We start from the raw sequence: 13,860 nt of genomic DNA on the forward strand, positions 1-13,860 counted from the left end.
CTTGAGCGTGCGCGACGGAGCGTACGCTCAGGCGGGCGGCCAGTGCGGCAGGACGATGCCTTGCCACAGGAAGAACACCGCGAGCCCGGCCGCGATCGTCACGAGCGGGCGGCGGGTCGCGGCCGACACGAGCACGGCCGCGAGCGCGCCGACGAGCTGCGGATTCCGCCAGGTCAGCTCGGCCGTGCCGCCGTGCGGCGAGACGGCCATCGGCACGATGATCGCGGTCAGCACGGTGACCGGCACGAAGCCGAGCGCGGTCCGCACGAGCGGCGGGAACGTCAGCCGCTCGCCGAACAGGAACAGCGTCGAGCGGATCGCGTACGTGATGACGGCCATCCCGAGGATCAACAGCGCGTAGCTCACGATGCGGCCTCCGGGCGAGAGCGGGCGCGCGTGCGATCGTGCCGCAGCGTGAGCGCGACGCCGATCGCGACGCCGGCGGCGACCGCGCCGAGCAGCCCGAGCTTGTACGGCCAGCCCTGCCAGAAGTATGCGAGCGTGCCGGCCGTCGCGGCCGCCGCGAAGTAGCGCAGCGTGCCGAGCTGCGGGACGACGATCGCGATGAAGGTCGCCGCCATCGCGAAATCGAGGCCGAGCGACTGCAGGCCGGGGAACGCCGTGCCGAAGCCGATGCCCGCGAGCGTCCAGACCTGCCAGTTCAGGTACATCGCGAGCCCGGAGCCGAAAAAGTAGTGGGGGCCGATCGTGCCGGGCGGATAGTGCCGGTAGTGCCCGTACGCGACCGCGAACACCTCGTCGGTCATCAACGCGCCGAGCGTCGCGCGCCAGCGCAGCGGCAGGTGCGCGACATAGGGCGCGAGCGTCGCGCTGTACAGCAGATGGCGCAGGTTCACGATCAACGTCGTGGCGAGCACGACGGCGAAACCCGCGCTGCCGGCGATCAGGCCGAGCGCGATGAACTGCGCGGAGCCCGCGAACACGGCGAGCGACATCAGCGCGCCATGCCAGGCGGCGAGCGGACCGGCGCCGACGAGCGTGCCGAAAATCACGCCGAACGGTGCGGCGCCGATCATCATCGGAATCGTGTCGCGCGCGCCGTCGAGCCATTCGTTGAGCGGGCGGCGCGCGGACGATGCGGGTGTCTTGTTCAAGAAGCGCTCCTCCATAAGCGGGAGGATAGCGGGCCGGCGGCGGGCCGGCTTGTATGTTCTTGCGCTCTCGGGCGCGGGGCCGGTGCCCGCGTGCCGGCCGGCGCGGGTCGCCGCGCGGCGCGGCCGGCGGCGGGAAGCCGTGTGTCAGCTTGCCGGCCAGCGCCCGGGCGGCACGCCGAACATCCGTTTGAAATGCCGCGTGAAGTGGCTCTGGTCGACGAAGCCGCTGGCCGCCGCGACGTCGGCGACCGGCACGCCCGCGCGCAACGGCGCCAGCGCGCGCTGCAGCCGCAACTGGTTGCGCCACGCATGCGGCGGCATGCCGGTCGTACGCGTGAACAGGCGCGCCGCATGAAACGGCGACAGGCCGACCGCCTGCGCGACGTCGTCGAGCGTCACGGTGGAGGTCAGATCGGCGGCGAGCCGCTCGCGCATCGCGTCGACGCGCGGTTCGTCGGCGGCGAGCGGCGCCGGCCGCGGCCGCACGTCGGCGTGGCGCGCGATCAGCGTCGACAGCGCGTCGAGCATCGCGGTTTCGGCGGCGAGCGGATCGTAGATGCGCGGCGCGTCGGCGGCCGGATCGCAGGCCGGCTGCCCGGGCGCATGCGCATGCGACGACAGCGCTCGCTCGCTGCCGGCTTCCAGCATCCGGTGCGCGAGCGTGAGCCGGGCCGCGAGATCGGCGTCGCGGATCACGTCGGGCGCGAACCATGGCGCGTCCTGCGGGCGGCCCGCGATGGCACTCGCGAGTTCGCGGATGAATTCCACCGGCATGTAGCTGACGCGATAGCACCAGCCCTCGTCGGCGGCACGCGACCCCGTATGCACTTCGCCGGGATTGATCACGGGCACGGTGCCCGTTTCGGCGACATAGCCGGTGCCGCGATAGGTGAAGCGTTCCGCGCCTTCGAGAATCACGGGAATCGTGTACGCATCGTGCCAGTGGGGCGCGAACGCGTGATCGCGATAGGTGGCCGTGAGCAGGTCCGCGTCCGGCACGAGCGGCGTGCGCCAGTAGCGTGCGGAATCGGGGAGGCGGGGGGCGGCGGACATGATCGGGCGCGGGAGCGGTCGAATCGACAGTGTATCGCTCGCGCGCCCGGCGGGTGCGGGCCTACTTGACCGGAATCGTCGTGCCGGCCGGCATCGGTACCGCGGTGACGGCGTTCTTCGGGCTGCCGCTGACGATGCGGTCGCTGTAGGTCAGGTAGACGATCGTGTTGCGTTTCTTGTCGACCACGCGCACGACGTGCAGCGTCTTGAAGATGAACGACATGCGTTCGCTGAATACGTCGGTCTGCTGCTTGAGCGGTTCCTTGAAGCTGATCGGGCCGACTTGCCGGCACGCGATCGACGCTTCGCTCGGATCCTCGGCGACGCCGAGCGTGCCCTTGATCCCGCCGGTGCGCGCGCGCGACACGTAGCAGGTCACGCCGTTCACGACCGGATCGTCATAGTCCTCGACGACCACGCGATCGGAACCCGTGACGCGGAAGTGGGTGTTGACGCTGCCGACTTCCTCCGCGTACGCGAGCGGTGCGGCGGCGACGGCGGAGAGCAGGAGGGCGGCGGGGGCGAAACGGAGGCGGCGATGCTTCATCGATGGGACCGGATGCGGATGCGAGACAGAGACTCTAGCATGCGCATGACCGGGCACGAAAAGCAGGAAGGCGGATCGGCGGCCGGAAAAACAAAAGGCCCGTCGAATGACGGGCCTTTCGCTATTTGGCTCCCCGACCTGGGCTCGAACCAGGGACCTACGGATTAACAGTCCGGCGCTCTACCGACTGAGCTATCGGGGAATAAATCGGTACATCTGCGTGTTGCGTCGTTCAACAAAAAACCCGTCCACTTTCAACGGGCCTTTGCGTTTTTGGCTCCCCGACCTGGGCTCGAACCAGGGACCTACGGATTAACAGTCCGGCGCTCTACCGACTGAGCTATCGGGGAACAAACAACAACAGCAGAGAAACGAGATTGTATGGAGTGTTCGCTAACCTGTCAATACTTTGGAGCCGCGCCGCATAAAATTTTTTGCAGTCGCCGCCGTGCGATCAGCGCTCGAGCAGGTGCAGCTTGTCCTGCACGTCCTTCCACTCGTCCGCGTCGGCCGGCGCCGGCTTGGTCTTCGTGATCGACGGCCAGTTCTTCGCCAGCTCGGCGTTCAGCTCGGTGAACTGCTGCTGGTCGCCCGGAACGTCTTCTTCGGCATAGATCGCATTGGTCGGGCATTCGGCGACGCACACGGCGCAGTCGATGCACTCGTCCGGATCGATGGCGAGAAAGTTGGGACCTTCACGGAAGCAATCCACCGGGCACACATCCACGCAATCCGTGTATTTGCACTTGATGCAGCCTTCGGTCACAACGTGAGTCATTAAAACGCTCCTGCTTGGCGGTATATATGGGGTGGCGTTTGCGCCAAAAGCGGCATTGTAACTGAAGCGCCAAACCCGCATGACGAGGTCGGCTATCCGGCTTATATCGTTTCGTGATTAGTTTATGGGATGCGCGGCGCGGCTGCCCGCACGCCGGGCACCGGCGCAATGCGGCAACGCGGCGGCGCGGTTTCACGATGGTCCGGCCCGCATTCGGGTAACATGGCCGGCAGGCCGGGCGGCGCGCGGTGCGCCGGGGCCCGGCCACGATATTGGCGGTGCCGTCATCATGATCATCACTTCGCTGCTGGACACGGATCTCTACAAGTTCACGATGATGCAGGTCGTCCTGCATCACTTTCCCGCTGCAAACGTCGAATACCGTTTCCGCTGCCGCACGCCCGGCGTCGATCTCGTGCCGTACATCGACGAGATTCGCGACGAGGTGCGGGGCCTGTGCTCGCTGCGCTTTTCCGACGTCGAACTCGACTACCTGCGGCGGATGCGCTTCATCAAGAGCGACTTCGTCGACTTCCTCGCGCTGTTCCACCTGAACGAGAAGTACATCTCGATCACGCCGTCGCCGAAGGGCAACGGCGAGATCGACGTCGTCATCGAGGGGCCGTGGCTGCATACGATCCTGTTCGAGATCCCGGTGCTCGCGATCGTCAACGAAGTCTATTTCCGCAATACGCAGCGCGAGCCCGACTATCGCGAAGGGCGCGAGCGGCTGCGCGAGAAGATCAAGCTGCTCGGCGCGAAGCCCGAATTCGCCGACTGCAAGATCGCCGACTACGGCACGCGCCGGCGCTTCTCGAAGGTCTGGCACGAGGAAGTCGCGCTCACGCTGCGCGACGGGCTCGGCCCGCAGTTCGCGGGCACGAGCAACGTGCTGTACGCGATGAAGCACGGCATCACGCCGCTCGGCACGATGGCGCACGAATACCTGCAGGCGTGCCAGGCGCTCGGCCCGCGGCTGCGCGATTCGCAGATCTACGGCTTCGAGATGTGGGCGAAGGAATATCGCGGCGACCTCGGGATCGCGCTGTCGGACGTCTACGGGATGGACGCGTTCCTGAACGACTTCGACATGTATTTCTGCAAGCTGTTCGACGGCGCGCGCCACGATTCGGGCGATCCGTTCGACTGGGGCGAGCGGATGCTGCGCCACTACGAGGCGAACCGCTGCGACCCGCGCACCAAGGTGCTCGTGTTCTCGGACGCGCTCGACATCCCGAAGGTCATGCAGCTGTACGAACGGTTCCGCGGCCGCTGCAAGCTCGCGTTCGGCGTCGGCACCAACCTCACCAACGATCTCGGCTACGTGCCGCTGCAGATCGTGATCAAGATGGTTCGCTGCAACGGCCAGCCGGTCGCGAAGCTGTCGGATTCGCCGGGCAAGAGCATGTGCGACGACAAGGCCTATCTCGCGTACCTGCGCCAGGTGTTCGGCATCGCGCAGCCGGTCGAGGAAGACGCGTCGAAGTAGGCTTTGGCCGTTCGGCCGAAGGTGTGTCGCGGCAGGGGTGGCCGGTATAATCCGACGTATTGCACGCCAACGTCACGAGGACCGTTCATGGACACTTCCGCCGCCCGTCGCCAGATCCTCGCGCGCATTCGCGCGGCGCAGGGGCGCGCGGCCGAACCCGATGCAGCGGAGCGCGACGGCGTCGCCGACTATCTCGCCCGTCATCCGCCGGGCCCGCGCCCGCCGGCGCCGGCCGACCTCGTCGCCGCTTTCGTCGACGAAGCGGGGCGCCTGTCGACCACGGCCGACGAAGTCGCGACGCTGGCCGACGTGCCGGCCGCCGCCGCCCGCTATCTTGCCGCTCGTGGTCTGCCGACGCAGGCCGTCGCATGGCGCACGCTGGCCGATCTCGACTGGGCCGGCGCCGGCCTGTCGGTCGAGTGCCGCAAGCCGCGCGACGGCGATCTCGTCGGCCTGACCGGCTGCTTTTGCGCGACCGCCGAAACGGGGTCGCTGGTGTTGCTGTCCGGCCCCGACACTTACGCATCGGCCGGCCTGCTGCCGGAAACCCACATCGCGATCGTACCGGCGTCGCGCATCGTCGCCGGCCATGAAGACGCGTTCGCGCTGATTCGCGCGGAGCGCGGCGAGTTGCCGCGCGCGGTCAATTTCGTGTCGGGCCCGTCGCGCACGGGCGACATCGAGCAAACGATCATTCTGGGCGCACACGGCCCATACCGCGTGCACGCGATCGTCGTACGGGGCGCATGACGCGCCTACCGCATTCACTGTTACTCGAACAAGGAAGTTCCGCATGAAACGACATGCCGCCTGGGCGGGCATGGCGTCGGGAATCGTACTTGGCGCCGTTCCCGCGCTCGCATCGGCCGCCACGCTCGACGGCGCCACGCTGTCCGCGCTCTGGGGCATCCCGTTCGCCGGGATCCTGCTGTCCATCGCGCTGTTCCCGCTCGTCGCCCCCGTGTTCTGGCATCACCACTTCGGCAAGATCGCGGCCGGCTGGGCGATCGTGTTCCTCGCGCCGTTCGCGGTCGCGTTCGGCGCGGGCGCCGCGTTCGGCACGCTCGTGCATGCGCTGCTCGAGGAATACATTCCATTCATCGTGCTGCTCACCGCGCTCTATACGGTCGCGGGCGGCATCTGCGTAAACGGCAACCTGCATGGTTCGCCGAAGCTGAATACCGCGATCCTCGCGCTCGGCACGCTGCTCGCGAGCGTGATGGGCACGACGGGCGCCGCGATGCTGCTGATCCGGCCGCTGCTGCGCGCCAACGACAACCGCAAGCATGTCGTGCACGTCGTGATCTTCTTCATCTTCCTCGTCGCGAACGCGGGCGGCTCGCTGTCGCCGCTCGGCGATCCGCCGCTGTTCCTCGGCTTCCTGAACGGCGTGAGCTTCTTCTGGACGACCACCCATCTCGCGCTGCCGATGCTGTTCATCTGCGTGGTGCTGCTGACGCTGTTCTTCGCGCTCGATACGTACTTCTACCGGAAGGGCGGCGAGGAGCGGCCGGCCGCGCTCGATCCGACGCCCGACGGCGCGGCGCTGTCGATCGACGGCAAGATCAACTTCGTGCTGCTGGCGGTCGTGATCGCGCTCGTGCTGATGAGCGGCGTGTGGAAGCCGGGCATCTCGTTCGACGTGTGGGGCACGCACGTCGCGCTGCAGAATCTCGTGCGCGACGTCGCGCTCGTGGTCGTGACGCTCGCGTCGCTCGCGCTGACGCCGCGTTCCGCGCGCGAGGGCAACGCGTTCAACTGGGCGCCGATCGAGGAGGTCGCGAAGCTGTTCGCGGGCATCTTCGTGACGATCGCGCCCGTGATCGTGATCTTGCGCGCGGGCGCGGACGGCGCATTCGCGCAGATCGTCCATCTCGTCACGGGGCCCGACGGCAAGCCGATCGACGCGATGTACTTCTGGGCGACGGGCATCCTGTCGTCGTTCCTCGACAACGCGCCGACCTACCTCGTGTTCTTCAACCTCGCCGGCGGCGATGCACAGACGCTGATGACGACCGGCGCGTCGACGCTCGCCGCGATTTCCGCCGGCGCGGTATTCATGGGCGCGAACAGCTACATCGGCAACGCGCCGAACTTCATGGTGAAGGCGATCGCCGAATCGCGCGGCGTGAAGATGCCGAGCTTCTTCGCGTACCTCGGCTGGGCGCTCGTCGTGCTGATACCGGTATTCCTGCTGACGTCCTGGCTTTTCTTCCCGGCGTAAGCTGACGTTTTTCAACCCCGAGCGGGCGGTTCCGGTGGCGCATCGCGCGCCGCGATCCGTCCGCGGCATGCGGAGATGGCGATGCAGAAGATCCTGGTCGCGCGTCCGATCTTTCCGGACGTGATCGAACGGCTCAAGCAGTATTTCGACGTCGACTGGAACGACGGCGACGCGCTCGCGCCCGACGCGCTCGCCGCGCGTCTGGCCGACAAGGACGGCGCGCTGACGGCCGGCGATCCGATCGGCGCGGCCACGCTCGCGGCGGCGCCGCGCCTGCGGGTGGTGGCGAACATGGCGGTCGGCTACAACAACTTCGACATGGCCGCATTCAACGCGGCGAACGTGCTCGGCACCAACACGCCCGACGTGCTGAACGAGTCGACCGCCGATTTCGGCTGGGCGCTGATGATGGCCGCCGCGCGCCGGATCGCCGAATCCGAACACTGGCTGCGCGCCGGTCACTGGCGGAAGTGGGCGTACGACGGCTTCCTCGGCAGCGACATCTACGGCTCGACGCTCGGCGTGATCGGGATGGGCCGTATCGGCCAGGCGCTCGCGCGCCGCGCGCGCGGCTTCGGAATGCAGGTGATCTATCACAACCGGTCGCGGGTCGCGCCCGAGATCGAAGCCGAGCTGAATGCCGAATACGTGTCGAAGGACGCGCTGCTCGCGCGAGCCGATCATGTCGTGCTCGTGCTGCCGTACACGAAGGAGAACCATCACACGATCGGCGCGGCCGAGCTCGCGAAGATGAAACCCACGGCGACGCTGACCAACATCGCGCGCGGCGGGATCGTCGACGATGCGGCGCTGGCCGCCGCGCTGCGTGACGGGACGATCGCCGCGGCCGGCCTCGACGTGTACGAGGGCGAGCCGAGCGTGCATCCGGCGCTGCTCGAGGTGCCGAACGTCGTGCTGACGCCGCATATCGCGAGCGCGACCGAAAAGACGCGCCGCGCGATGGCCAATCTCGCCGCCGACAACCTGATCGCCGCGCTGGGCGAGGGGCCGCGTGCGGGGCAGCCGCCGAATCCGATCAACCCTGACGTGATCGGGAAGCCGCGCGCATGACGACGACGTTGTTGCTTGCGGCGGTCGTCGTGCTGGCCGTCGCGCTCGCGGTGGCGATCGTCGCGCTCGTGCGCGGCGGCGGCCGCCACGACGACGCGGCCGTGCTCGGCGACCAGATCGAGGACGCCGCGCATGCGCAGGCGCGCGCGGTCGAGCGGCTCGAACGCGAATTGCGCGGCGAGATCGTCGAGAACGCACGCGGCTCGCGTACCGAGCTGGCCGGCAGCTTCGCCCAGTTGCAGCAAACGCTCGCCGCGCAACTGACCAGCGTGGCGACCGTGCAGAACAACCAGATCGAGGGGTTCGCGCAGCAGCTCGGCAAGCTCGTCGCCGGCAACGCGCAGCAGTTCGATGCGATGCGCGAAAGCGTGCAGCGCCAGGCTCAACAGGCGCGCGAGGAACAGGCGGGCGCGCTGCGGCTGTTCGGCGACACGCTGAACCGGCAGCTCACGCAACTGACCGAGGCGAACGACCGTCGGATCGGCGAAGTGCGTGCGACGCTCGAACAGCGGCTGAAGGAAATCGAGACGAATAACGCGGCGAAGCTCGAGGAGATGCGCCGCACCGTCGACGAGAAGCTGCACGCGACGCTCGAGCAGCGGCTCGGCGAATCGTTCAAGCTCGTATCGGATCGGCTCGAACAGGTGCATCGCGGGCTCGGCGAGATGCAGACGCTCGCGGCCGGCGTCGGCGATCTGAAGAAGGTGCTGACCAACGTGAAGACGCGCGGCACCTGGGGCGAGGTGCAGCTCGAGGCGCTGCTCGAGCAGATGCTGACGCCCGACCAGTACGCGAAGAACGTCGCGACGGTGCCGAAGCGTACCGAGCGCGTCGAATTCGCGATCCGGCTGCCGGGTCGCGACGCCGGCACGCGCGACGCGTCGCCGGTGTGGCTGCCGATCGACGCGAAATTCCCGCGCGAAGACTACGAGCGGCTGATCGACGCGCAGGAACGCGCCGACGCGGTGGCCGTCGAGGAGGCGGCGCGTGCGCTGGAGGCGCGGGTGCGGATGGAAGCGCGCACGATCGCCGAGAAGTACGTCGCGCCGCCGTACACGACCGACTTCGCGCTGCTGTTCCTGCCGACCGAAGGGCTCTATGCGGAGATCCTGCGCCGCCCGGGACTGACCGACCTGCTGCAGCGCGACTATCGCGTGACGGTCGCGGGGCCGACCACGCTCACCGCACTGCTCAACAGCCTGCAGATGGGGTTCCGCACGCTCGCGATCGAGCAGCGTTCCAGCGAGGTCTGGCAGGTGCTCGGCGCGGTCAAGACGGAGTTCGGCAAGTTCGGCGACGTGCTCGCGCGCACGAAGGCGCAGCTCGAAACGGTCACGCGCTCGATCGAGTCCGCCGAGCAGCGCACGCGTGTGATGAACCGCAAGCTGAAGCAGGTCGAGGCGTTGCCGGGCGACACGGCGGCCGGGTTGCTCGGCGCGGAAGAGGCCGAAGGCGCCGATGCGGACGACGCGTGACGCGCGTTGCCGGCAACCGCCGGACGAAAAAACGGGCGCCGCGGCGCCCGTTTTCATTTGCAGCGATGGCCGGCGCGGCCGGCTCGCGCTCAATGCGCGGCGAGCGTGTCCAGCGCGTCGCCCGTCACGCGCACGATGCGCCACTCCGGCAGCACGGTCGCGCCCATCTTCTCGTAGAAGTCGATCGCCGGCTGGTTCCAGTCGAGGACCGACCATTCGAAGCGCCCGCAACGGCGCTCGACGGCGACGGCCGCGAGATGACGCAGCATCGCGGTGCCCAGGCCCGTGCCGCGCTGCGACGGCTGCACGTACAGATCCTCGAGATAGAGTCCGCGGCGGCCGAGGAACGTCGAATAGTTGTGGAAGAACAGCGCGTACGCGACGATCGCGCCGTCGCGTTCGGCCACCAGCGCTTCGGCAGCCGGGTGCTCGCCGAACAGCGCGTCCGCGAGATCGGCTTCGGTCGCGACGAACAGGTCCGTGAGCTTCTCGAACTCGGCCAGCTCGCGCATCAGCGCGAGGATCGCGCCGACGTCGCGCGGGTCGGCCGCGCGGATCAGCGGCGTGACGCTCACGCTTCCTCCGGCGGATCGGACAGCACGATCTCGATGCCCCCGAAGCGCGACGCGACCCAGTTGTACGCATGGCACGCGATCCACAGCAGCACGAAACCGAGGATCGCGTTCAGCAGCAGCGCGCTCAGGATCGTGCTCAACTCGACCATCCCGTAACGGATATACGCGACGAGAATGCCGAGCAGCACGATCGGCACGCTGAACGTCAGGTAGACGAGGATCAGCGCCTTTGCGGTCTGTCCCGCGGCGATCGACGAGATTTGTTTCTTCATGTGCGGATTGCCCCCGTAGAAATATACCGATTGGAATTCAGATCAGGCCGTCGAGCGGCAGGATGTCGACCGGGGTGCCCGCGTCGACTGCCGCGGAATCGTGGCCCAGGACGATGAAACAGTTGGCGGCCGCGAGACCGCTCAGCGACGCGGAGCTTTGCGATCCGGCCGGTGCGACGTGCCATTGGCCATCGGCGGCGCGCGTTGCGATGCCGCGCAGGTAGTCGGTGCGACCGGGGCGCTTCTTCAGCGCCTGGGTGCTGAGCGCCGTGTACATGGCCGGCGGCGGCGTCCGCGCGCCGGCCAGCGTCAGCAGCGCGGGGCGCACGATCGCATGGAACGTCACGGCGGACGCAACCGGATTGCCGGGCAAGCCGAAGAACAGCGCGCGACCGGCGCCGTCGGCCGCGCGGGCGAGCGAGCCGCACGCGAGCGGCCGGCCCGGCCGCAGCGCGACGCTCGCGAACGTCACGTCGCCGAGCCGGGCCATCACGTCGCGCGTGAAATCGGCTTCGCCGACCGACACGCCGCCCGACGTGATCACCGCATCGGCCTGCGCGGCGAGGGCGTCGCGCAATGCGGTTTCGAGCGCGGCCGGGTCGTCCCGGACGATGCCGAGATCGATCGCGTCCACGTGCACCCGTTCGAGCATCGCGATCAGCATCCCGCGATTGCTGTCGTACAGCGCGCCGCGGCCGAGCGGTTCGCCGGGCTCGCGCAACTCGTCGCCGGTCGAGAACACGGCGACGCGCACGCGCCGGCGCACCGTGACGTCGGCGATGCCGAACGACGCGAGCAGGCCGAGATCGGACGGCCGCAGCATGCGGCCCGCGGCGAGCGCACAGGCGCCGCGCGCGAGATCCTCGCCGGCCCGGCGGCAGTTCGCGCCGCGCGCGACGTCCTGCGCGGCGAAGCGAATCGTGTCTCCGTCGACGCGCACGCGTTCCTGTGGAATCACCGTGTCGCATCCGGCCGGCATCGGCGCGCCCGTCATGATCCGCACGCATGCACCGGCCGCCACGACCCCGTCGAACGGATGGCCGGCGAACGCGGTGCCGGCGACCGTCATCTCGACCTCGCCCTGCGCCGACGCGCGTGCCGCGGCGCCGCCGTCGAACGCATAGCCGTCCATCGCCGAGTTGTCGTACGCGGGAATGTCGAACGGCGCGCTCACGTCGGCCGCGAGCACGCGATCGAGCGCATCGCGCAGCGCCACCGTATCGCACGCGTCGACGGGCACCGCGAAGCGGCACGCGAGTGCCTGCGCGTCGGCGAGCGACAGCGGGGCATCGGGGTCGGGTGCGGTTCGGGAGGCGGGCGAGGATTGCGTGATCATCAGTCGGACTGCGCCGCAAGGCGTATCGGGTTCGTGGCCGGTGGCGCGAGGAGGGTGCCTGGACGCGGGTTTCGCGTATGGCGGGCGTCGGGCGGGAACGGCGCGGGACCGTCAGCGGCGGGCCAGCGCGGCGAGTTCCTGCCAGGAGTTGGCATTGTAAAACGCACGCTCGTCGCGAAACTCGACTTCGACCGTCGTGTGGCGTGCGTACCACGCACGTACCTTCCGGTCGCCTGCCGCGAGCCGGGCGGCCAGGTCGTCCGCCAGCGACGTGCGCAGCAGCGCGAACGTCGGCTGCGGCGAGCGCATCCGCTGCGCGTCGACGGTGACCGCCATCGCGATGTCGGCCTGGTGCGCGTCGAGCGCCGCATGCAGCCGCGCGACGAGGTCGGCGGGCAGGTAGGGCGTATCGCACGGCGAGCACGCGAGCAGCGGCGCGCGCGCCGCGCGCATGCCGGCGAGCAGGCCCGCGAGCGGCCCGGGGAAGTCAGGCGTTTCATCCGCGACGATGCGCGCGTCGAACGGCGCACCGAGTTCGGCATAGCGATCGGCATGGCGATTCGCGCTGATCAGCGTCTCGTCGACCTGCGGCGACAGCCGGCGCAGTACATGCAACGCGAGCGGCGTACCGTCGAGCAGTTGCAGGCCCTTGTCGACGCCGTCCATGCGGGTTGCGCGCCCGCCCGCGAGCAGCAGGCCGGCGATCGACGGGAAGGCGGGGGCGGGCATCGTGCGCAGATGGAAAGAGCGGCGTGCGTCAGCCGCCGATATACGACATTTCGACGCGCTTGCCGGCGCCCTCGGGCGCGGCGTCGGCAAGCGGGCTGCCGCGCAGTTGCGAATAGCGGTCGGTGCGCGCCTGCCAGATGCGGGCGATCGCGGTCGCGATCTCGGCATCGGTCGCACCGCCGCGCACGAGCGCACGCAGGTCGTGCCCGGTCGACGCGAACAGGCACAGGTACAGCTTGCCCTCGGTCGACAGCCGCGCGCGCGTGCAGTCGCCGCAGAAGGCTTGAGTGACGCTCGAGATCACGCCGATCTCGCCGCTGCCGTCCGCATAACCCCAGCGCTGCGCGGTCTCGGCCGCCGTGTGCGCATCGAGCGGCACGAGCGGGAAATGTTCGGCGATGCGCGCGACGACGTCCGCCGACGGCAGCACCTCGGTCATGTTCCAGCCGTTCGACGTGCCGACGTCCATGTATTCGATGAAGCGCAGGATCACGCCGGTGCCGCGAAAACGCTCGGCCATCGGCAGGATCTCGCTGTCGTTGGTGCCGCGCTTCACGACCATGTTGACCTTGACCGGCGTGAGGCCCGCGGCCTGCGCGGCGAAGATGCCGTCGAGCACGTCGGCGCTCGCGAATTCGGCATCGTTCATGCGCTTGAACAGCGTATCGTCGAGCGCATCGAGGCTGACCGTGACGCGCGTGAGCCCGGCGTCCTTCAGCGCGCGCGCCTTGCGTGCGAGCAGCGAACCGTTGGTCGTCAGCGTCAGGTCGAGCGGGCGGCCGGCGTGCGTCGTCAGCCGCGCGAGGCGCTCGATCAGGAATTCGAGGTTCTTGCGCAGCAGCGGTTCGCCGCCCGTGATGCGGATCTTCTCGACGCCGTGCGCGACGAAGAGCCGCGCCACGCGCTCGATTTCCTCGTGCGTGAGCAGCGCGCTGTGCGGCAGGAACGGATAGTCCTTGTCGAAGACCGCGCGCGGCATGCAGTACACGCAACGGAAGTTGCAGCGATCCGTCACCGAAATGCGCAGGTCGCGCAGCGGCCTGGCGAACGTGTCGGCCAGCGTGCCGTCGGGGGCATGCGCGACGCCGGAGACGTCCGGCATCCCGCTGACGTCGGCGAGGGGAATGATGCGTCGGGACATGTTGAAAGAAGTGCGAAGCAGACTGCTATTTTAGCCGCAACCGGCCGGCGGGGCC

At 68.7% G+C, this 13,860-nt stretch carries 15 protein-coding genes and 2 tRNA genes; 5 read left to right on the top strand and 12 right to left on the bottom strand.

The window, feature by feature from the left end; translation table 11 throughout:
- Nucleotides 1-27: 27 nt before the first annotated feature.
- From CFB81_RS05075 to fdxA, 7 genes are all read right to left on the bottom strand, one after another.
- Entirely contained in the window at nucleotides 28-366 is a 339-nt protein-coding gene (locus CFB81_RS05075) for an AzlD domain-containing protein (protein WP_089434723.1), read from the bottom strand.
- A complete protein-coding gene (locus CFB81_RS05080) occupies nucleotides 363-1,130 on the bottom strand; it encodes an AzlC family ABC transporter permease (RefSeq protein WP_089434724.1) in 768 nt (255 codons plus the stop codon). Before CFB81_RS05080 ends, CFB81_RS05075 begins: the two co-directional genes overlap by 4 nt.
- A gap of 129 nt (nucleotides 1,131-1,259) precedes the next feature.
- The gene (locus CFB81_RS05085; RefSeq protein ID WP_089434725.1) at nucleotides 1,260-2,168 is read right to left on the bottom strand and encodes an AraC family transcriptional regulator; all 909 of its coding nucleotides are present in this window, start codon (nucleotides 2,166-2,168) and stop codon (nucleotides 1,260-1,262) included.
- 61 nt (nucleotides 2,169-2,229) lie between these two features.
- Nucleotides 2,230-2,715, bottom strand: a complete 486-nt coding sequence (locus CFB81_RS05090; protein WP_089434726.1) for a CreA family protein — start codon at nucleotides 2,713-2,715, stop codon at nucleotides 2,230-2,232.
- A 126-nt stretch (nucleotides 2,716-2,841) separates the two neighbouring features.
- Nucleotides 2,842-2,917 (bottom strand) — tRNA-Asn (locus CFB81_RS05095).
- A gap of 72 nt (nucleotides 2,918-2,989) precedes the next feature.
- Nucleotides 2,990-3,065: transfer RNA gene (locus CFB81_RS05100), tRNA-Asn, on the bottom strand.
- A gap of 104 nt (nucleotides 3,066-3,169) precedes the next feature.
- Nucleotides 3,170-3,493 carry a ferredoxin FdxA gene (gene fdxA, locus CFB81_RS05105; RefSeq protein WP_011544919.1) on the bottom strand — a complete coding sequence of 108 codons (324 nt, stop codon included), beginning with the start codon at nucleotides 3,491-3,493 and terminating at the stop codon, nucleotides 3,170-3,172.
- Between the two features lie 289 nt (nucleotides 3,494-3,782).
- Between fdxA and pncB the strand changes: the two genes are divergently transcribed.
- The 5 genes from pncB to rmuC all read left to right on the top strand — a co-directional run bounded on the left by pncB (nucleotide 3,783) and on the right by rmuC (nucleotide 9,752).
- Nucleotides 3,783-4,982 (top strand): nicotinate phosphoribosyltransferase, encoded by a 1,200-nt coding sequence (gene pncB / locus CFB81_RS05115; RefSeq protein WP_069621038.1) that lies wholly within the window; start codon nucleotides 3,783-3,785, stop codon nucleotides 4,980-4,982.
- Nucleotides 4,983-5,069: 87 nt separating this feature from the next.
- A complete protein-coding gene (locus CFB81_RS05120; protein WP_069621037.1) occupies nucleotides 5,070-5,732 on the top strand; it encodes a lactate utilization protein C in 663 nt (220 codons plus the stop codon).
- 43 nt (nucleotides 5,733-5,775) lie between these two features.
- Nucleotides 5,776-7,206 carry a sodium:proton antiporter gene (locus CFB81_RS05125; protein ID WP_089434727.1) on the top strand — a complete coding sequence of 477 codons (1,431 nt, stop codon included), beginning with the start codon at nucleotides 5,776-5,778 and terminating at the stop codon, nucleotides 7,204-7,206.
- 81 nt (nucleotides 7,207-7,287) lie between these two features.
- Nucleotides 7,288-8,277 carry a D-glycerate dehydrogenase gene (locus CFB81_RS05130; protein WP_089435327.1) on the top strand — a complete coding sequence of 330 codons (990 nt, stop codon included), beginning with the start codon at nucleotides 7,288-7,290 and terminating at the stop codon, nucleotides 8,275-8,277.
- Nucleotides 8,274-9,752, top strand: coding sequence for a DNA recombination protein RmuC (rmuC, locus tag CFB81_RS05135; protein ID WP_089434728.1), 1,479 nt, complete (start codon nucleotides 8,274-8,276; stop codon nucleotides 9,750-9,752). Before CFB81_RS05130 ends, rmuC begins: the two co-directional genes overlap by 4 nt.
- A gap of 89 nt (nucleotides 9,753-9,841) precedes the next feature.
- On the opposite strand, the gene CFB81_RS05140 is transcribed toward rmuC, so the two are convergent.
- The 5 genes from CFB81_RS05140 to moaA all read right to left on the bottom strand — a co-directional run bounded on the left by CFB81_RS05140 (nucleotide 9,842) and on the right by moaA (nucleotide 13,805).
- A complete protein-coding gene (locus CFB81_RS05140) occupies nucleotides 9,842-10,327 on the bottom strand; it encodes a GNAT family N-acetyltransferase (RefSeq protein WP_089434729.1) in 486 nt (161 codons plus the stop codon).
- The gene (locus CFB81_RS05145) at nucleotides 10,324-10,599 is read right to left on the bottom strand and encodes a hypothetical protein (protein WP_006476519.1); all 276 of its coding nucleotides are present in this window, start codon (nucleotides 10,597-10,599) and stop codon (nucleotides 10,324-10,326) included. Before CFB81_RS05145 ends, CFB81_RS05140 begins: the two co-directional genes overlap by 4 nt.
- 37 nt (nucleotides 10,600-10,636) lie before the next feature.
- On the bottom strand, nucleotides 10,637-11,935 hold the full coding sequence (glp, locus tag CFB81_RS05150) for a gephyrin-like molybdotransferase Glp (RefSeq protein ID WP_089434730.1): 1,299 nt from the start codon (nucleotides 11,933-11,935) through the stop codon (nucleotides 10,637-10,639).
- Between the two features lie 111 nt (nucleotides 11,936-12,046).
- Nucleotides 12,047-12,664 (bottom strand): molybdenum cofactor guanylyltransferase MobA, encoded by a 618-nt coding sequence (gene mobA, locus CFB81_RS05155; RefSeq protein ID WP_089434731.1) that lies wholly within the window; start codon nucleotides 12,662-12,664, stop codon nucleotides 12,047-12,049.
- Between the two features lie 28 nt (nucleotides 12,665-12,692).
- A complete protein-coding gene (gene moaA / locus CFB81_RS05160) occupies nucleotides 12,693-13,805 on the bottom strand; it encodes a GTP 3',8-cyclase MoaA (protein ID WP_089434732.1) in 1,113 nt (370 codons plus the stop codon).
- Between the last annotated feature and the right edge of the window lie 55 nt (nucleotides 13,806-13,860).

Origin of the sequence: Burkholderia sp. AU28863 (genome assembly GCF_002223195.1) — a bacterium.
In the GTDB taxonomy this organism is placed as follows: domain Bacteria; phylum Pseudomonadota; class Gammaproteobacteria; order Burkholderiales; family Burkholderiaceae; genus Burkholderia; species Burkholderia sola.